14 protein-coding genes are annotated in these 17,858 nt (G+C 70.3%); 11 read left to right on the top strand and 3 right to left on the bottom strand.

What is annotated here, in order from left to right; genetic code table 11:
• The first annotated feature begins 75 nt into the window (after positions 1-75).
• The 7 genes from ACFRFC_RS36695 to ACFRFC_RS36665 are packed head-to-tail and all read left to right on the top strand — an operon-like array spanning position 76 to position 8,999.
• Entirely contained in the window at positions 76-1,899 is a 1,824-nt protein-coding gene (locus ACFRFC_RS36695; protein WP_382693541.1) for a B12-binding domain-containing radical SAM protein, read from the top strand.
• Complete coding sequence (locus tag ACFRFC_RS36690; RefSeq protein WP_382693540.1) at positions 1,886-2,830, top strand: DUF692 family multinuclear iron-containing protein; 945 nt, start codon at positions 1,886-1,888, stop codon at positions 2,828-2,830. Before ACFRFC_RS36695 ends, ACFRFC_RS36690 begins: the two co-directional genes overlap by 14 nt.
• A complete protein-coding gene (locus tag ACFRFC_RS36685) occupies positions 2,812-3,537 on the top strand; it encodes a hypothetical protein (protein ID WP_382693538.1) in 726 nt (241 codons plus the stop codon). Before ACFRFC_RS36690 ends, ACFRFC_RS36685 begins: the two co-directional genes overlap by 19 nt.
• Entirely contained in the window at positions 3,534-4,757 is a 1,224-nt protein-coding gene (locus ACFRFC_RS36680; RefSeq protein WP_382693537.1) for a tol-pal system YbgF family protein, read from the top strand. The genes ACFRFC_RS36685 and ACFRFC_RS36680 overlap by 4 nt, the downstream gene beginning before the upstream one ends.
• Positions 4,754-6,793, top strand: coding sequence for an aKG-HExxH-type peptide beta-hydroxylase (locus ACFRFC_RS36675; RefSeq protein WP_382693536.1), 2,040 nt, complete (start codon positions 4,754-4,756; stop codon positions 6,791-6,793). Before ACFRFC_RS36680 ends, ACFRFC_RS36675 begins: the two co-directional genes overlap by 4 nt.
• Positions 6,793-8,052, top strand: a complete 1,260-nt coding sequence (locus ACFRFC_RS36670) for an MFS transporter (protein ID WP_382693533.1) — start codon at positions 6,793-6,795, stop codon at positions 8,050-8,052. The genes ACFRFC_RS36675 and ACFRFC_RS36670 overlap by 1 nt, the downstream gene beginning before the upstream one ends.
• Positions 8,049-8,999 (top strand): metallopeptidase TldD-related protein, encoded by a 951-nt coding sequence (locus ACFRFC_RS36665; RefSeq protein ID WP_382693532.1) that lies wholly within the window; start codon positions 8,049-8,051, stop codon positions 8,997-8,999. Before ACFRFC_RS36670 ends, ACFRFC_RS36665 begins: the two co-directional genes overlap by 4 nt.
• A gap of 209 nt (positions 9,000-9,208) precedes the next feature.
• On the opposite strand, the gene ACFRFC_RS36660 is transcribed toward ACFRFC_RS36665, so the two are convergent.
• A complete protein-coding gene (locus ACFRFC_RS36660) occupies positions 9,209-10,117 on the bottom strand; it encodes an aminoglycoside phosphotransferase family protein (RefSeq protein WP_382693530.1) in 909 nt (302 codons plus the stop codon).
• A gap of 79 nt (positions 10,118-10,196) precedes the next feature.
• Between ACFRFC_RS36660 and ACFRFC_RS36655 the strand changes: the two genes are divergently transcribed.
• Positions 10,197-10,694 (top strand): transporter substrate-binding domain-containing protein, encoded by a 498-nt coding sequence (locus ACFRFC_RS36655; RefSeq protein ID WP_382693529.1) that lies wholly within the window; start codon positions 10,197-10,199, stop codon positions 10,692-10,694.
• Here ACFRFC_RS36655 and ACFRFC_RS36650 read toward each other — a convergent pair.
• On the bottom strand, positions 10,688-12,268 hold the full coding sequence (locus tag ACFRFC_RS36650; RefSeq protein WP_382693527.1) for an acetolactate synthase large subunit: 1,581 nt from the start codon (positions 12,266-12,268) through the stop codon (positions 10,688-10,690). The two genes, ACFRFC_RS36655 and ACFRFC_RS36650, sit on opposite strands and share 7 nt — an antisense overlap.
• A gap of 287 nt (positions 12,269-12,555) precedes the next feature.
• On the opposite strand from ACFRFC_RS36650, the gene ACFRFC_RS36645 reads away from it, so the two are divergent.
• A complete protein-coding gene (locus ACFRFC_RS36645) occupies positions 12,556-13,857 on the top strand; it encodes an MFS transporter (protein WP_382693525.1) in 1,302 nt (433 codons plus the stop codon).
• A gap of 294 nt (positions 13,858-14,151) precedes the next feature.
• On the opposite strand, the gene mdlC is transcribed toward ACFRFC_RS36645, so the two are convergent.
• Complete coding sequence (mdlC, locus tag ACFRFC_RS36640) at positions 14,152-15,729, bottom strand: benzoylformate decarboxylase (protein ID WP_383112690.1); 1,578 nt, start codon at positions 15,727-15,729, stop codon at positions 14,152-14,154.
• Between the two features lie 278 nt (positions 15,730-16,007).
• Between mdlC and ACFRFC_RS36635 the strand changes: the two genes are divergently transcribed.
• Both ACFRFC_RS36635 and ACFRFC_RS36630 read left to right on the top strand, forming a co-directional pair.
• Positions 16,008-16,805 (top strand): FadR/GntR family transcriptional regulator, encoded by a 798-nt coding sequence (locus ACFRFC_RS36635; protein WP_383112689.1) that lies wholly within the window; start codon positions 16,008-16,010, stop codon positions 16,803-16,805.
• Positions 16,806-16,898: 93 nt separating this feature from the next.
• Positions 16,899-17,642, top strand: coding sequence for an IclR family transcriptional regulator (locus ACFRFC_RS36630; protein WP_382693939.1), 744 nt, complete (start codon positions 16,899-16,901; stop codon positions 17,640-17,642).
• Positions 17,643-17,858 lie beyond the last annotated feature (216 nt).

Genomic DNA, 17,858 nt, shown 5'->3' with positions numbered 1-17,858 from the left:
ACGTCGGACGGGTCGGCCGACGGCCTCCTCGGGGCGCCGTCGGCCGGGCACACCTCATGCCTCACGGAGGCGAACATGACGCAACCCTCCAGGACCGACGTGCACATGGTCTTCCCCGGGGTCACGGAAGCCAGGCTGTTCCCCTACCTCAGTCTGCCCATGCTCGTCTCCTACCTGCGCGATCACGGTGTCACGGCGACGCAGACCGACCTGAACATCACGCTCACCCACCGGCTGCTGCGACCCGACGCCCTGCGGGAGCACCTCGCCGACAACGACTTCGACCGCACCCTCCTCTCGTTCGCCGTCGAGCAGCATGAACTGCTGTGGCGCACGGTCGTGGAGAAAGCGGACACCGGCCTGCCGTTCGACGTCGGATTCCGGCTGGTCAGCAATCTGATGGACGTCATGCTCGGAAAGACGGCGCTCACCCCGCCGCTGACGAGCCTGTCCGGAGCGCTGACCTCGGCCGCCGCGCCCGCGAACGACGTCGCCACCCGGTACCACGACCAGCTCGCCCAGACCGTCGTCGCCGATACGGCGGCCAGGGTGCTCGGCATCTCGGTCGCGTTCCCCAGCCAGCTCGTGCCCGCGTTCCGGCTCGCCCGAATCGCCAAGCGGGTCGCGCCGGACACGACGGTGGTGCTCGGCGGACAGCAGCTGATGCTGCGCGGAGCCGCACTGGCCGCGCAGCCGGGCACCTTCGAGTACGTCGACGCCCTCGCGACCGGCCAGGGTGAACCCGTACTGCTGGACCTGGGCAAGGGCACTCCGCTGCACAGCGTGCCGGGGCTGCTCACCGCCGAAGGCCCCACCGGCGGCGCGATCCCCCACCATCTGTCGCGCAACCCCCCGCCCGAGTTCGACGGGCTGCCGTTCACCTCCTACCTGAGCCCGGCGCCGCAGCTTCCGCTGATCTCCTGCGTCGGGTGCTACTGGGGCCGCTGCACCTTCTGCTCGTACGGCAACCGCAGCCGCAAGGGCGCGTACCAGCAGCTCACCCAGCAGGAGCTGGCCGACCATGTCGAGGCGACCCTGTGCACCACCGGGTCGTCGTTCGTCGCGTTCGTCGACGAGAACTGCAATCTGCGGCTCGTGCTGGGCGCGGTGGAGCTGGTCAGGGCGCGCGGACACGCGTTCACCTGGTCGACCCGCAACCGGCTGGAGCCGCTGCTCACCGACCGCTCCTTCGTGCACCGGATGTACGCGGCGGGATGCCGGCTGATGAGCGTCGGATACGAGACCAACGCGCAGCGGCTGCTGGACGCCGTGGACAAAGGGGTGCGGGCCGACCAGTACGAGGAGATCGTCGCCCTCCTCGACGAGGCGGGCATCGTGCTGCGGCTCAGCGTGATGGGCGGACTGCCGGACGAGACCGAGCGGGAGGCCAGGGAGAGCCGCGAGTTCCTCATCCGCAACGCGCACCGGCTCGGCATCGACGCGGCCCAGATGATGATCGCCGAACCGACCGCGCTGCTCGTCGAGCAGGCCGAGCACCAAGGGGGACTGACCGTGCTGGGAGCGGAAGCCGGCCTCCAGTCGAATCAGGGCTTCAGCTATCTGTCCGGACGGCACGGGCACATCATCGAGTACGCGGGTGCGTCACGGGAGGAGCGGGCGGCCTGGCTGCGTGAGACGGTACGAACCGTCCTGCCAGGGAAGAACGACGAGAAGCACCCCCGGTGGAAGCAGAGGTCGGCGACGGCGACCGCGGCCCGGCTGGCCCTGCACCCCTGGGTCGTACAGATCGAGGACACGCTCATCGACCTGCGGTGGCGGCTGCGCTACCGGGTGAGGCGGGAGCACATGACAGTGGAGCCGCCGGGACTGGTGGCCCGTTCGGAGCTGGGCCGACGCATGCTGGGCCTGTTCGAGGAGGCCGGACTTGGCAACTCGTGAACCGACGCGCACCCGACGGGGGCTCGGCGTCGGCATGGACCTTCCCTGGGGAGCCCCCATCGGGTTCGACCCGGCGGACCCCGGGCCGAACAGCAGGGTCCGGGCCTTCCTCGCCCGGCACGCCGCCGAGTACGCGTACTTCGTGTTCGCCTTCCAGCCGCGCGGTCCGGTCCCGCTCCAGGCGAGCCGCTACCTGGAGCCGTACCGGCGGCTGGTGGAACAGCTGCCGCGGGACATGCCGATCGGCCTGCACCAGACGATGCTGAACCTCGGCACGGTGGAGACGTACGACCGCGAGCCGATCTACGAGTTCACGAACGAACTCCACCGGCATTTCGACTTCGCCTGGGTCGTCGAGGACCTCGGAATGTGGTCCCTCGGCGGAATTCCGATGCCCTACCCCCTGCCGCCCTACCTGATCGCGGAGAACGTGCCGAACGTGGCCGCGAACATGGCCGAGGCGAACGAGCGGCTCGCTCCGCGACTGCGCGTGGAGTTCCCCGGCTTCACCGACGGCGTCACCGTGGCGGTCGGCGACATCGACGCGTACGAATTCTTCCGCCGGGTCGCCGTGGCCGGCGGCGTCGAGGTGACACTCGACGTGGGACACCTGCTGAGCTGGCGATGGTGGCGCGGCGAACGGGGAGCCGGTCTCTACGGCGACCTGCATCTGCTGCCGCTGGAGCAGTGCCGGGAACTGCACCTGTCCGGCTCGGCGATCAGCCGGGGGCGGTTCCTCGATCTGCACCACGGCGTCCTCCTCGAAGAGCAACTGGTGCTGACGGAACTCCTGTTGGAACGGTGTCCGAACCTCGAAGCGGTGACGTACGAGGACCCCAACTACGACCGCGACGGCGTGCTGGTGCCCAAGAGCACCGACGGCCTCCTCAGGCTCCGGGAGATGGTGGATCAGTGGGCACGCCCGAACTGACCCTGCTGAACGACGCGTTCAAGCACCGGCTGACCTATCCGCGCTCCCGCGGCCGGCGGGGAGCGACCGAGGTTGCGGAGGGCCCGTACGGGACGCCGCCGGCGCTGCGTGATGTCGACGCCGAGCAGGTGGCGCGGGTCGCGCACGAACTCACCCAGGGCATCGCGATCGGCGCCATCGGCGGGATGCCGCTGCGGACCCTGTTCGCCGGCAGCATCGCCGCACTCTACGGCGACCGGCACAATGCGGCCCAGTGGGCCGTCGCCGAGTTCCTGCGCACCGGGCACCGCACCGGCGTGGACATGCTGGGGCTGCGGGCGGGTGTATCGGTCATCGAGGGGTTCGGCCGGTTCCTGCTGGAGCGCGGGGAGCAAGTGGCGTTAGTACAGGGTGAGTTACTGGCCGGACTGCTGAAGACGCTGGCCCGTCATCCCGAGCCGGGGTTCCTCGTCGGCCACCCCTTCGTCTGGCGCACCGGACCGGGCGCGTGGGCCGGCTACACCTCCGCGGAGGGGCTGCTCGCGTCGCCGGACGTGCCGCCCGGCCGGGCGATCGCCCATGTGGCCTGCCGGGGCAGGTACTTCAGTGGTGCGCTCGGCGCCACACTGCTCTCGGGTCTGCTCGCCGACGTGTCGCCCAGGCCCGCCTGGGTGAGCGCACAGCCCGACGCCACTTCGGCCCTGCGCGGAAAGGGACTGCTGCCGTGATCGCACTGCACGAGGAGCACGGCGAGGCCGTGGCGACCTGGGCACGGCAGGGCTACCGCGACGAGAAGGTCGTCTGCTTCGACCGGCACCTGGACCTCAAGCCGCTGCCCACGGGCGCGACGGCACGACTCCTCGGGCTGGACGGCGGGCCCGATGCGCTGGCCGAGGAGAACCGCAAGCTGCCCATCCGGGAGGCGGCCGGCAGCTACGGCCTGGACGACTTCTACGCGGCGGGCGCGGTACTCGGCCAGGTGGCCGAGATGACCTGGGTACGAGCCACCGACGAACCCGACTCGCCCACCACCCGGCAGCGTCTGCTGACCGCCCTGAGCGTGATCGTGGCCGAGCCCGACGCACTGGAGCACACCTCCTTCGGCGGCGACGGCTCGCTGCGGTCGCGCACCTGCGGCCTGGAGCTGACCGTGCACACACCCCGCACGTTCGCCCGGTCCCGCCCGGACCCGCGCAGCCGGGTCGACATCGACCTGGACTGGTTCGCCGACATCCACACCGGATCCGACCACCAACCGGCCGAACTGCTCGACCTGTTGCGGGAACACGGCCTCGACCGCAACGTGGACTCGATGACCTTCTCCGTCCGCAGCGGCTTCCTGCCCGAGTCATGCCGGGGACTGGCCGCCGAACTGGCGAACAAGCTGGGCCGCACGACCGACCGGCGCGAGCGCGACGCGGTCGCGCTGCCCACAGCCACCTTCGCCGCGCTGCGCGGTCAGCGGGGCCCGGACGACCTCGCTCTGCACGAGCGGGAACTGGCCCCGCTGGGCCCCATCGGCACCGTACTCCTCGGGCTGCTGAGGCTGCGGGCGCACGGCGACCTCGACGGGGCGGCGCAGGCGTGGCAGGACGCCGACGACGCGGGCTGCCGGTCGTCATGGCTGGCCTACGGGATCGCCCTCGCGCACTACGGGGCCGGCGCTCACGGGGCGGCGCTGCGGTGGTTCACCCGGGCCACCGGCGCACAGGCCGACACCATCGAGGTCCGGTCCCGGTTCATGACGGCCCTGTGCTTGCTCCGGACCGGTGACATCGACGCCGCGCACGCCGCGCTGCTCGACTTCTCGACGGAGTATCCGCTGCACCTCCGCGCGGCCACCCTGGCGGCCGAGACCGGCGCCCGGATCGGCGCACCGCAGCCACCGTGGCTCGTGGAGCGGACGCGCGCCCATCACCTTCTGATCCATGGGAGTGGCCGACGATGACCACGAAGCCGACAGCGGGCCCCGGCATGCCGGTCAGGCGGCCGCTGGAGGTCCTCGACGCCGGATTCTTCACGGACCACTGGCGCAGAAAGCCCGTGGTGTTCCGCGGCGCGGCCGGTTCGTTCCTCCGGCAGCGGCCCACCCGTACCGAGGTCAAGGCACTGACCTCGGGCACGGGCGAGGTGAAGACCGACGGACGGACGATCTGGTTCCTGGAGTCGCTGACGGACACGGTGTCCGGCGTCGCCGGAATGTGCGCCGACGCGCGGGCCGCCTTCGAGTGGGACGACGTGTGGTGCGACGTGTTCCTCACCGAGGGAAGCTCGTCGATCGGCGCGCACATCGACGACAGCGACAACTTCACCGTCCAACTGGAGGGCACCAAACGGTGGCGGCTCGGCTCCCCTGACACCCTGTCCGTACGGCAGCGACGACTGCGGCTGCTCGGCGAGCCGGACGCGGGTGACTCACACATCACCGACGACTGCGCGGAGTTCACGCTTCAGCCGGGGGACGTCCTGTACATCCCCCTGCTGTGGCGGCACTGGGGCGTGTCCCACGGCGACAGCCTGAGCATCAGCCTGGTGGTCAACTCGCGCTCGGTGTGGCACGCCCTGCACGGGGTGCTGACCGACGAGTTGCGCCGCGACGCCCGCTGGTGGGATCCCGTGGAGATCGGCCCGGGCACGGGCCCACGACGCAGAGCACAGCTCGACGGCGCGCTCACCGCACTCGACATGAGCGAAGCGATCGGACGGACACGGAAGAGGGCAGTCAGAGAAGTGGCCGAGCACACCGGGACGAAGACGGCCGAACGGCTGTACGTGGACATGGAGTGGGTACGGGGGTTCATCGGGTCGGCGCCGCAACCGCCGCGGTCGGATCTCGTACTGCCGGGACCCGCGACCGAGGCGCTGAACTCACTGCTGGCCCGCAAGAACCTCAAGGACCTGCTGAAGCTGGTGGTCACCAGGTTCGGGCAGACGACCGCAACGGCCGAGCGCGAGCTGTACCGGGCCACGCTCGACGCGTTGACGGCGCAGGACGCGGCAACGCTGGAGCGGGTCCTCACCGGACCGGACGTCACCTCGTGGATCGCCGTCGCCAAACTCGGTCCCGCCGAGCTGCCGGTGCGGCGCAGGGAGGACACGCTGGCACATCAGCTCGCGTTCTTCCTGCTGCCCGAACTCGCCGGCCGGGCCGATCGGCTCGTACCGGCCTTACGGGTCGACGCCGACCGCACGGGCGGGCTCGCCCTTCCCCGTCTCGGACTGGCCGCGTCCACGGTGTCCGCGAGCGGCTCCTGGCAGGTGACCGTCGGACCGGACGGGCCCCGTCTGGATGCCGGAGACGGCAGGGACGTGCCGCCCTCGCGGAAGCTGGAGCGGATCGCGGATGGGCCCGTCGTCGTCGAGCACCCGTCGGCGTGGCTCGACGAGCACCTGCCGCCGACCGAGGTGCTTCCCACGGCCGCGCCCGCCGACGTGGAGCGATTCCGGCGCGACTTCGGCGACGCGGCGGACCTGCTGCGGGAGGTGTGGCCGCAGGTCTGGGACGAGATCGTCGCGTGTGTGGAGCGGCTCGTGCCCATGCCGTTCGCCGGGCTGAGGCCGCACAACTACAGCGTGCACGCGTTTCGCGGGCTGATCGTCAGCAGTCCGCGGCCGGCCGTCATGGCCGCCCAGACCCTGGTGCACGAGACCGGTCACCATCGGATGAGCACCATCATCGACCTGCTGCCCCTGTGCACGAACCCCACCGACCGCGCGATCAGCCCGGTCGTCAACGCCGACCGCCCGCTCACCGCCGTGTTCCACGGCTGCTACTCGTTCGCCCGTGAGGTGCAGCTCACCAGGATGCTGATCGAGCGGGGAATCCCGAGCGTGCCCGCCACGGACATGGGCCGCTATCTGGCGGAGCGGGCCACGATCGTCAGGGCGGCGTGGGAAGTACTGCGCGACCGCGCCGATCTCCTCCCCGCGGGCGAGGCGATCATGACCGAGGTGTCCGAGATCCTCGACAGGACCGGCTGCTGATGCCGATCGTCCGCAACGGACCGTTCGCTCATGCCGGGTACCGCTGGCTCTGGTCGGGGCAGGTGGTCAGCATCATCGGCGATCAGCTGTTTCCGATGGCCGTGGTGAGCATCGCGCTCGGCCGCGCCGAACCCGTCCTCTCCCTCGGTGTGGTGTTCGGGGCCCGGTTCCTGGCGCTGGCGCTCCTCATCGTGGTCGGCGGAGTACTGGCCGACCGGATGGACAAGCTCCGGCTGATGATCAGCAGCGACGTGATCAGGATGGCCGCGGTGCTGCTGCTGATCGGGATCGGACCGGCCGCACCGATCTGGGTGCTGGCCGCGATCACCTTCCTGATGGGTGCGGGCGAGTCGCTGTTCCAGCCGTCGTACGACGCGGTCGTGCCCTCCACCGTGCCCGCGGACCAACTGGAGAAGGCCAACGCGGCGACCAACATGCTCAAGAACATCGGCCAGGTGGTCGGACCCGGCGGGGCCGGCCTGATGGTCGCCTGGGTCGGACCCACCCCCGCACTGTGGCTGGACGCGGGCACGTTCGCCGTCTCGACGTGCACCCTGCTGGTGGTGCGCAGAAAACTGCCCCTGGGCTCGACCCGCACCGAGCACGACGGCGGCTCGATGCTCGCCGACGCCGCGGCCGGCATCAGGGTCGTCCTGAAGATGCGCTGGCTGATGGCGCTGGAGGCGATGGCCGTCGTACATGTGCTGCTCGCGGTGGGCCCGTGGTTCGTCCTGGTCCCCGTCATCGCGCAGGACCGGCTGAACGGCCCCGTCGGCTACGGCTTCGTACTGTCCGCGTTCGCGCTCGGCGGGATCGGCGGGGCGGCGCTCGCCGGCTGGGCGCAGAAGCACTTCCAGCGTCTCGGGCTGTGGGCGCTCGGCGGGCTCGGCTTCTTCGGGGTGGCCTGCCTGGCGTTCCTGGTGACCACCTCGACTCCGGTGCTGGCCCTGCTGTTCGCCGTCGCCGGCGCGGGCACACAGTTCTTCGACGTGGTGAAGACGACGGCGATCCAGGTACATGTGCCGCGCAACCTGCTGGGCAGGGTGTTCGCCCTCGACTTCTTCGCGTCGTTCGTGACCATGCCCGCCGGTCAGATGCTGGCGGGACTGTTCATCGCGGGCGCGAGCCAGGCGGTGACCGCGATGGCGGTCGCGGGAGTGATCGTCATCGCGACCACGCTGCTGCCGCTGCTGGTGCCCGGGGTGGCCACGTTCGGCGGGAAGCGGGAGCCGGTCGAGCCCGTGGAGGCGAAAGCATGAACGCGCCGACGGCAACCGTCGAGTCGATCGCCGTGGACCTCGCCGCACTCTGCGCGGGCCTGCCGGACCTGGACATCCGGGTGGAGCGCGACGGCGAGGGCCACTGGGGCGCCCTGCTGCACCTCGACCGATTCGTGCAGTGGGGCGTACGCGCGCCGACAGCGGCGGGCCTGACGTCGGCGCTGCGATCCGAGGGACTGGCGTCCCTGCGCACGGACCTGGAGGCACGGCGGACCGGGCGCCCCTTGCCCGGACGGATCGCGGGACCGGTGGTCATGGAGCCGATGCTGGCCGCGGTCGCCCTCCACGAGTGCGTCGGTCACACCAGTGAGGCCGACAACTTCGCCGAGTACGGCGGCCGCCTCGGGATGTCACTGGGCGACAGATGGACCGATCTCCCCCTGACCGTGATCGACGACCCCACTCTGCCCGGCCACTGCGGCTCCTACGACACCGACGACGAAGGCACGGCCGCCGAGCCCGTCACCCTCGTCGAGGACGGACGGTGGACCGGGCTGCTGACCAGCGGACGGTACGGCTCCCGCAGCAACGGCCACGGCAGGGGCGCGGGAGATCCCGTGCCGCGCATGGGCGTCCTCGTCGCCTCCGGAGGCACCGCCACCGCGTCGGACCTGATCGGCTCGGTACCCGACGGGTTCTTCCTCGGCGCCCTCCGCGAGGGCGGCTCCGTACGGGAATTCGTCCTGCTCAAACCCGCCTGGGCACGCCGCATCCGGCACGGCCGCCTCACCGACGAGATCTACACCGACCTCGTGCTGCGCGGACGCAAGACCCAGTTCATGCGCAGACTGCGCGGCATCGCCTCGGACGTGACCGTCGCGGACCCCTACCACCGTTGCGAGAAGTACGGCCGGGGGGTGCCGGTCTCGCTGGGGGCGCCGCACTTGATGTTCGAGGGGCTTTGGCTTTATCCGGATGGGAAGTGACAGTGTCTTGCTGGGGGCGTGGGTTACGGGGAGTTCCTCACCGAGTACGGGCGTGGCTGGCCGTTGTTCGTCCGGGGTGGGGTGGGCTGCTGACTCTGTCGGTGGGTGCGGGTGAGATGGCTGGCTGGGGAAGGCGGTGTTGTTCTGACTGTCGTCGAATCAATCTGCACCTGCTCCACATGGCCCTTCCTCCCCGGCTGGAGCGCAGCTCAACGCGCAGCGGCGTCGGCGAGGATCGCTTGAAGTCGTGCCCGGCATTCCGCCACGAAGGCGGGGAAGGTGTGCCAGTAGTAGGAGATCCCGCTGACTCCCACCGCGATCGCCCAGGCGCGGGCGCGAGCCCAGGTCACATCGTCGAGGTGCAAGGCGTCCCAGTAGGTCCGGCGTGCCTGTGGCGGCAGGTCCCAGAGCGTGGAGTGCTCCGCGTCGGGAAAGCCGACCGAGAGTCCACCGAAGTCGATCACCGCGTGGAACTTGCCTTCCCGGACCAAGAGGTTGGTCGGCTTGAGGTCGCCATGGAGCCACACCTGAGGTCCAGAGGGCTCGGGCAGCGCGAGTGCCGCTCGCCACAACTGCTCCAGGGCGTCGACGTCCAGCTCGGAACCCACGATGGTTCGGCAGTCATCGAGACACCTGCTGACCCACTGGTCGCAGGGACCCAGGCTGCCTCCGCGATACCAGCTGAGGCTGTCTCTGCGAGTCGCCCCCATGAGGTCGATGCAGTGCAGCTCCCTCACGACCGCCGCCAGGTCGGCTCCGAAGGCGGCCCAGTCCCGGACGGTGCCCGGGCCGGCCTCGTCACCGTCGATCCAGCGGTAGACCGACCAGACCAGTGGGAAGGCGTCGGTGGGCGTCCCAGCGTGGACGGGCTCGGGAATCGGACAAGAAAGGAGGGGCGCCAGGCGAGGGAGCCATTCCTGCTCCTTCCGTACGGCCTGTCCGTTGCCGACGGTTCGTGGAAGGCGCACGAGCAGGTCATCGCCCAGCCGATACATGGTGTTGTCCGTGCCTGCGCCTGCGGGCGACAACGGTAGGGCGGCCCACTCCGGGCGCTGTGCCTTCAGCAGTGATCGGACGAGCGTCTCGTCGACTGGGATCTCATTCTCGTGAAGCGTCACGTCGGGAGTCTCGACGCTGGTCGGGACGGGAAGCCAGTGATTATTCGTCAGCCTTGATCGTGACCTCGAAGATTTCGGGTTGCTGACGCCAGGAGGCGTACGGGGAAGGGGCGAAGCCGGGTCATGCCCGCCCGCGCGGCGCATCACCCGCCAGCAGTCCCACCAAGCGGCCTCCTACACCGGATTCGACGTCGAGGTCGCCCGGTACGTGGCCGAGGAACTCGGCTACATCACCGTTCAGTTCAAGGAGGCCGCCTTCGCCCAGCGTGAGACGATGCTCCAGAGCGACGAGGTGAAGCTGGTCCTCGGTGCGTACGCCATCACCGAGGACCGGGCCAAGAAGATCTCCTTCGCGGGGCCGTACTTCGTCGGGGGCCAGGATCTGCTGGTCCGCGCCGACACCACCGACATCACCGGGCCCGAGGGCCTCCAGGACAAGAAGCTGTGCTCGGTGACCGGCTCGGTGTCGGCCAAGTCCATCAAGGACGACCACTCCGCGGGGGTCCGGCTCCAGGAGTACGACACCTGCTCCAAGTGTGTCGAGGCCCTCAACACGGGCAGCGTCGACGCTCACTGATGGGCGGGGAGCATCGCCTCGATGAGATGCGGGCCCGGTTCGGCGAGTGCCTTGGTGAACTGCTCGGCGAGTTCGGCGGCGGTCCCTACGCGGACCGCCGGTACGCCCATGCCGTCGGCGATGGCCACGAAGTCGAGGTCGGGCCGGGTGAGGTCCAGGAGCAGGTTCGCTCTGGCGCCGCCCGCCACCGCGCCCACCTGCCCGAGTTCCATGCGCAGTGCGGCGTAGGAGGAGTTGTTGAGCAGGACGGTCGTCACGTTCAGGTGCTCGCGGGCCTGTGTCCACAGCGCGGAGATGGTGTACATCGCGCTGCCGTCCGCCTCCAGGCAGATCACCGGACGATCGGGGCACGCGATCGCCGCGCCGGTGGCCACCGGCAGCCCCTGGCCGATCGAGCCTCCGGTGATCGGCAGCAGATCGTGCGGCGCGGCTCCCGCGGTCGCTGCCGGGAGGGTGAACATTCCCGCGGTCATCGACTCATCGGAGATGATCGCGTCCTGCGGCAGCAGTGCGCCGATCACCTTCACCCAGTTCTCCACGGTCAGTTCGCCCGTGGGCAGTTCGCCCGTGGGCAGTTCGGGCCGTGCGGCGGGGGCCGGTACGGGCTCCGCGCCGGGCGCGACCAGATCCGCGAGGCGCCGCAGCGCGTCCAGGACGTCCACGCCCTCGTCCTCCGCCAGCGTGTGCACGCTCGTCCCCGCCGGAACCAGGTCGCTCGCGGCCCCGGGATAGGCGAAGAAGGTCACCGGAGACCGCGCCCCGGCGAGCAGCAGCCGCCTCGCTCCCCGGAGCTGGGCGGACGCCGCCTCGCCCCGGTAGGCGAGCCGTTCGACGGCGGGCACTCCGGCCCCGCGCCTGATCCGGGCCGGAAAGGGCTCGGCGAGCAGGGCGCACCCGGTGGCCCGGGCGATCCGGCTCGCGGCGTTCAGCCCGTCCTCGGACAGCGCGGCGCCGCCGAGGAGCAGGGTGACCGGGTCGCCCGCGCGCAGCAGACCGGCCAGGGACGCGATGACCGGGCCGGGGACCGCGGCCTGCGGATCGGGCAGCCGGGGCCCGGAGGGCAGGCCCCCCGCCGACCACGAGACGTCGGCGGGCAGGATCAAGGTGACCGGTCCCGGTCGGGCACCGATCGAGGCGGCCACCGCCTCCGCCGCGTCCAGGCCGACATCGGCGCCGCGCTCGCTGCGCCGCACCCAGCCGGAGACGGCACCGGCGAGGGCGTCGATGTCCGACTCCAGCGGGGCGTCGTACCGCTTGTGGTAGGTCGCGTGGTCGCCCACCACGTTCACCACGGGTGTGTGCGCCCGGCGGGCGTTGTGCAGATTCGCCAGGCCGTTGCTCAGCCCCGGGCCGAGGTGCAGCAAGGTCACGGCCGGTTTCCCGGCCATCCGGCCATAGCCGTCCGCGGCGCCGGTGACCACGCCCTCGAACAGTCCGAGCACGCCCCGCATCTCGGGTACGGAATCCAGCGCGGCGACGAAGTGCATCTCCGAGGTGCCCGGGTTGGCGAAGCAGACGTCCACACCGCTGTCGACGAGTGTGCGTATGAGCGCGTGGGCGCCATTCTCCGCCATGATCGGCTCTCCATTTCAGCTGGACTCGCAGTCGCGGACACCTTGAGCGGGCCCGCGATCGCACTGGAATTCCGTCAACGTATCGGGGGGCCTGGACCTCCTCATCGATCTCGGTCCAGGGAATGGACCGTCGTTTCCGGGAACCGCTGGATTCTCCGAAGAGATCCTGGACGCGTCCCTGAGGCCCTGCTTAAGCTCGCGGCCACCCCCCCCGGGCATCGTCCTCGATCTTTCAATTGACAAGGAAGTCAACTGTGGATGCCAGAGAGATCATTGACAGATCGCCGATGTCGGCGTTCCAAATGCGTGTGGTGGCCATTTGTCTGCTGGTGAACATGGCCGACGGTTACGACGTGCTCATCATGTCCTTCACTTCGATCGGCGTCTCGGACGAATGGGGGCTCAACGCGAGCCGGCTCGGGCTGCTGCTCAGCGCCGGCCTCGTCGGCATGGCGATCGGTTCGCTGTTCATCGCCCCGCTGGCCGACCGGGTCGGGCGCAGACGGCTGACGATCGGCTGTGTGGTGCTCACCGCCGTCGGGCTGCTGCTGTCGGCGGTGGCCGCCAACGACGTCCAGCTCGGCCTCTACCGCGTGCTCACCGGCGTGGGTATCGGCGGCATGATGGCCAGCATCAATGTCATCGTCGCCGAGTTCTGCCCGGCCCGGCGCCGCTCGACGGCGATCGGCGTCTACGCCGCCGGCTACCCGATCGGCGGCACGGTCGGCGGCGCCATCGGTGCCGTGCTCATCGCGAACTACGGCTGGCGCTCCGCGTTCGTGTTCGGCGCCGTACTGACCGCGGCGCTGGCCGTCCTGGTGTACCTCTGGGTCCCGGAGTCCCTCGAATTCCTCACCGCCCGCCGGAAAGCGGATGCGCTCACGAGGGTGAACGACATCATGCGCCGGATGGGTCACGACGAGCTGACCGCCCTGCCGCCCGTCGCGGTCCGGGAGCAGGCAGCGCCCCGCGACCTGCTGCGGGGCGCGACCGCGTGGCGCACCACCGCGCTGTGCCTGGGATTCGGCCTGATCACCGCCGGGTTCTACTTCGTCAACACCTGGACGCCGAAGCTGCTGCTGGAGAGCGGGCTGTCCGCGTCGCAGGGCCTCAGCGGCGCGGTGCTCATCAGCCTCGGCGGCATCGTCGGCTGCGCCGCCTTCAGCCTCATCGCCGTCCGGGTCAAGACGGTGCCGCTCACCATGGGCTTCGTGGTGGCGTCCGCGGTCATGCTCGCGGTGTTCGCCGTCTCCGTCGGAAATCTGGTCCCCGCGTTCATCGCCGCCGCCTTCCTGGGCTTCACCCTGACCGGCGCGGTCGCCGGCTTCTACGCCATCGTGCCGGTCCAGTACCCGCCCTCCATCCGGGCCACCGCGATCGGCCTGGTGATCGGCGTGGGGCGCATCGGCTCGATCGTGGCTCCGCTGGTGGTCGGCGCCCTGGTCGACGGCGGCTGGCAGGGGTCCGACCTGTATCTCCTGTTCACCGTCCCCGTCCTCGTGGCCGCCCTCGCCCTCACCGCTATTCGCACCAATCCCGTCGGATTTCCCAGCGGTGCCGCACCGGCACTGAAGAAGGAGGCCGCGTAATCGGCACCCACCGCGGTGCCGCCTGGCCGATCCGCCTGCTGGCCGATCCGCCTGAGGGCGGGCCGGGAATTCCGGGAATTCGAGGAATTTCATTTGGGGGTGAAGTGTGGACCGGGGACGCCGTTAATGCCTTTCGGTAGTTTCTCCTGTGTGAGTTCTCGTGTGCGAGATCTCGTGTGTTCCCAGGTGTTTCCGTCGGAGCACGGGCTCGGGGAAAGCGGGGAGCACCTTCCCCGAGCCCGCGGTGATTCGGCCGGTCCGGCGTCCGGCCACCGGCCGTGCCTCGTCCGCCGGTCACTCCTCGCGCTGCGGAACCTCGATCAGCCGGGGCTCCGTCGCACTCATGCCCACCTTCACCAACTCGGTCAGCTCGTCCAGCGACTCGACGCGCTGGGCCGCCACGCCGTACCCCTCGGCGATCTTGACGATGTCCACGTCGGGGACGTCGAGATACGAGCCCTCCGGGACGCCGAGCAGTCGGGAGAAGCCGCTCAGTGCCCCGTAGCGCCGGTTGTTGGCGACGATGAAGGTCACCGGCACCCGGTAGCGGGCCGCGGTCCACAGTGCCGAGGTCGTGTACTGCATGGCGCCGTCCCCGATCAGCGCCAGCACCGGACGGTCGGGGCGGGCGAGCCGCAGGCCGATGGCGGCGGGCATGCCCCACCCCAGTCCACCGGCCGCGGGGAAGAAGCGGGACTGTGGATGGGTCGTCATGAGCCGGTCGATACTGCCTGTCCCGGAGGTCCATTCGAAGCTGATCACGGCGTCGTCGGTCTTGCCGCGATCGATCGCGTCGGCGATCGCCTCGGCGGTGAACGCGGGACCGGAGGTGTCGGCCACAGGCAGCGCCTGCGCCTCGGGCCGCGGCCGGGTACTGACCGGGACGGTCGCGACGAGCCGTGCCAGGGCGGCGGCCGGGTCGCCGATCACGACGTGTCCGAAGGGGGCGCGCGCGGCTTCGTCGGGATCGTCGGTCACCCCGTGCACCGCCACCCCGGCGGGGAGGAAGTCGTCCTTGCTGGGGGCGTGGTAGCGGAAGAGCGGCGCGCCGAACACGAGGATCAGGTCATGGCCGTCCAGTGCCTTGGCCAAGTCACCTGCGGCGGAGGGGAGTTGGCCCCAGTAGTAGGGGTGCGTGGTCGGGAAGGGCGCCCGGGGCGCGCTGGGGGCGTTCCACACCGGTAGCCGTGAGCGCTGCGCGAACGCGATCGCGGCGGGGTAGCCGATCGGTGTGTCCACGCCGGGGCCCAGCACGAGGACGGGGGCGGACGCCTCGGCGAGGGCCTGGACCAGCGGCTCCAGCGCCGAGTCAGGGGCGACGGGGTGCCCGTGGACCGAGCGGTCCAGGAGCTGGCGCTGTGTGGCGGCGTCGGCGGGCCGGTCCCAGTCGTCCAGCGGAACGGAGAGATAGACCGGGCCCGCCGGCGCGCTCTGGGCGAGCAGCAGCGCCTTCGACGCCAGCAGCGGAGCGTCCTCGGGCCGCAACGGCTCCCCGGACCACTTCACCAGCGGATCGCACAGCTTCGTCGCGTCGACGTTGGTCAGCAGCGCGTTGACCGGGTGGTAGCGACGGGACTGCTGCCCGGCGGTGATCAGCAAAGGCGTGTGACTGCTCGCGGTGTTGGTGAGACAGCCCATGGCGTTGCCCGTGCCGGAGGCCGCGTGGAGATTGACGAAACCGACCGTGCCGGAGGCCTGGGCGTAGCCGTCGGCCATGGCGATCGCCGCGCCTTCCTGAAGAGCCAGGTAGTACGGCAGCTCGTCGGGGAGATGGCGCAGGAAGGGCAGCTCGTTGGAGCCCGGATTGCCGAAGACCGCGCCCACCCGGTGCTTGAGCAGGACTTCGCAGAACGCCTCACCGACCGTTGCCATGGTTCCTCGTCTCTCACCGGGAGTCCGGTGCCTTGCGTCTCCGGTGGCGGGACGACTTACGTGCACGCCACACCTTCCAATCCCTGGAACACTAGGTCACCTATAAACTAGAGGTCAATATGGCTTATCGGTCCTGCCCGCCCTGGCGTCCGGGAGGCTCCTTGCCCGGTCGCGTGCTCGGACTTCGCAGCTGGTGGCGGGGGCGACATGGGACGCATCGCCCGCGCGGTCCATGGACTTACCTTGACTCTAGGTCTCTAGAGGATTAGGTTGCGGATATGAGTGTGGATGCCGGGGCCAGGAAGTTCGCCCGTGAGAGGGTCTCGGACCTGATCTATGAGGACCTGCGTGACCGGATCCTGAGCGGCGCTCTTCCCCACGGCGCGAGACTGCCCGCGGAGCGGGACCTGGCCGCCGAGTACGGCGTGAGCGGGCAGACGGTCCGCGAATCGATCCGGGCGCTCACGGCCATGGGCCTGGTGTCCTCGAAGCAGGGGCGTGGCGCCTTTGTGACGGCCCGCAGCGACAGTCTGACGGCGTTCTCCCTGGCCTCCGTCATCCAGCTGGACAAGCTGGGGGTGGCCGATGTCCTCGGTGTCCTCGGCGCGCTGCTGACCCACGCGACGGCGCTCGGCGTCACCCGCGCCTCGGACGAGGACCTCGCCCAGCTCCGCGAGAGCGCGGAGAACATGCTCGTACCCAGCCCGGAGAAGTCCGCGGAGAACCTGAGCGTCTTCCTGCGCCGGCTGGCCGCGGTCGGTCACAACCCGCTGCTGGCCGTGCTGTGCGGGTTCCTGATCGATGTTCAGGTACGTCTCGCGCTGGAACTGGGCACCAAGAGGCCCACCGCGTGGAAGAAGGCGGCCGGTGCGCTCCAGGACGACCGAATGGCCCTCGTGGCGGCCCTGGAGGCCCGTGACGCGGAACGGGCGGTCATGTGCCTGGAGACGTACTCCGACCGGATGCGCGAGCTGATCGACACGGCGTCACAGTCGAAGCGGTTCCGGCTCACCGACACCGATTTCGCCCGGCTCGTCTCCCAGCTGTCGGCGGATCAGAAGAAGCTGCTCGACTGAGCCGGACCGCCGGTCACCGCGACACCCGTCACCACCGCCGGTGGCCGGTCGCGGGAAGGCCGGCGACCGGTTCGCACCGGAGGTGACCGGTCCATGCAGACACCCCACAGCGAATCGGTGCTCTCCCGGACCGTGCGGATCATCGAGGCGTTCAGCCCCGATGACCCGGCCCTGACCGTGTCCGAGATCGCCCGGCGGGCGGACCTGCATGTGGCGACCGCCTCCCGGCTCGTCGGTGAACTGGTGGCGCACGGGCTGCTGAGCCGGGACACCGACCGCAAGGTGCGCCTGGGCGTACGGCTGTGGGAACTCGTCACCCGCGCGTCCCCGGCCCTCTCCCTGCGCAACACCGCCCTGCCTTTCATGGAGGGCGTGCACGACGTCGTGGGCCACCACGTCCAGCTCGGTGTGCTGGACGGCGAGGAAGTGCTGTTCCTGGAGCGGCTCACCGCTCCCGGCGCCGTCATCAACTACACCCGGGTCGCCGGACGGCTGCCTTTGCACGCCTCCTCCAGCGGACTGGTCCTGCTCGCGCACAGCACCCCGGACCTCAAGGAACGCGTCCTCGCCAGGCCGCTCACCGGCTACACCCCGGGCACCCCGGCCACCCCCGCCAGGCTGCGGTCCCTCCTCGCGGACGTACGGCTCAGGGGGTACGCGTACTGCCCCGGCTTCGTCCATGAGGAGGCACTGGGCATAGCGGCGCCCGTCCGCGCGGCGAAGGGCGGTGTCGTGGCCGCGCTGTCCGTGATCGTCCCCAACGACGAGACGGGCCGCACGGTCGTCCCCGTCGTGCAGACAGCGGCTCGCGGCCTGTCCCGCGCCCTGGGTGGCTGACCATGAAGGCACCGAGGGCGACGCGAAGGCCGGGAGAGAGTGACGTCCGGGCAAACGCAAAGTGTCCTCCGGATGTCGGTCGGGCTGGGAGGGATCGCCGGAAGCGGCGGGAAATCCCTCTCGTTGAGTGAGAAGCCCGTCGCGCCCCACCCCCACCCCCACGCATCCTTCCTGCATTCCTCAGACGGGAGGCGACATCGTGGTCGCAGACAATCG

This window comes from Streptomyces sp. NPDC056734 (assembly GCF_042790455.1).
Taxonomy (GTDB): Bacteria; Actinomycetota; Actinomycetes; order Streptomycetales; family Streptomycetaceae; genus Streptomyces.
The sequence above is the reverse complement of the archived record's forward strand: the minus strand, read 5'-3'. Positions and strand labels throughout refer to the sequence as shown.

Excerpts from the sequence above, each read along its gene's own strand:
- ACFRFC_RS36645 (WP_382693525.1), top strand. The coding sequence starts at position 12,556 with ATGTCGGCGTTCCAAATGCGTGTGGTGGCCATTTGTCTGCTGGTGAAC.
- ACFRFC_RS36650 (WP_382693527.1), bottom strand. The coding sequence starts at position 12,268 with ATGGCGGAGAATGGCGCCCACGCGCTCATACGCACACTCGTCGACAGC.
- ACFRFC_RS36670 (WP_382693533.1), top strand. The coding sequence starts at position 6,793 with ATGCCGATCGTCCGCAACGGACCGTTCGCTCATGCCGGGTACCGCTGG.
- mdlC (WP_383112690.1), bottom strand. The coding sequence starts at position 15,729 with ATGGCAACGGTCGGTGAGGCGTTCTGCGAAGTCCTGCTCAAGCACCGG.
- ACFRFC_RS36665 (WP_382693532.1), top strand. The coding sequence starts at position 8,049 with ATGAACGCGCCGACGGCAACCGTCGAGTCGATCGCCGTGGACCTCGCC.
- ACFRFC_RS36675 (WP_382693536.1), top strand. The coding sequence starts at position 4,754 with ATGACCACGAAGCCGACAGCGGGCCCCGGCATGCCGGTCAGGCGGCCG.
- ACFRFC_RS36635 (WP_383112689.1), top strand. The coding sequence starts at position 16,008 with ATGAGTGTGGATGCCGGGGCCAGGAAGTTCGCCCGTGAGAGGGTCTCG.
- ACFRFC_RS36630 (WP_382693939.1), top strand. The coding sequence starts at position 16,899 with ATGCAGACACCCCACAGCGAATCGGTGCTCTCCCGGACCGTGCGGATC.
- ACFRFC_RS36695 (WP_382693541.1), top strand. The coding sequence starts at position 76 with ATGACGCAACCCTCCAGGACCGACGTGCACATGGTCTTCCCCGGGGTC.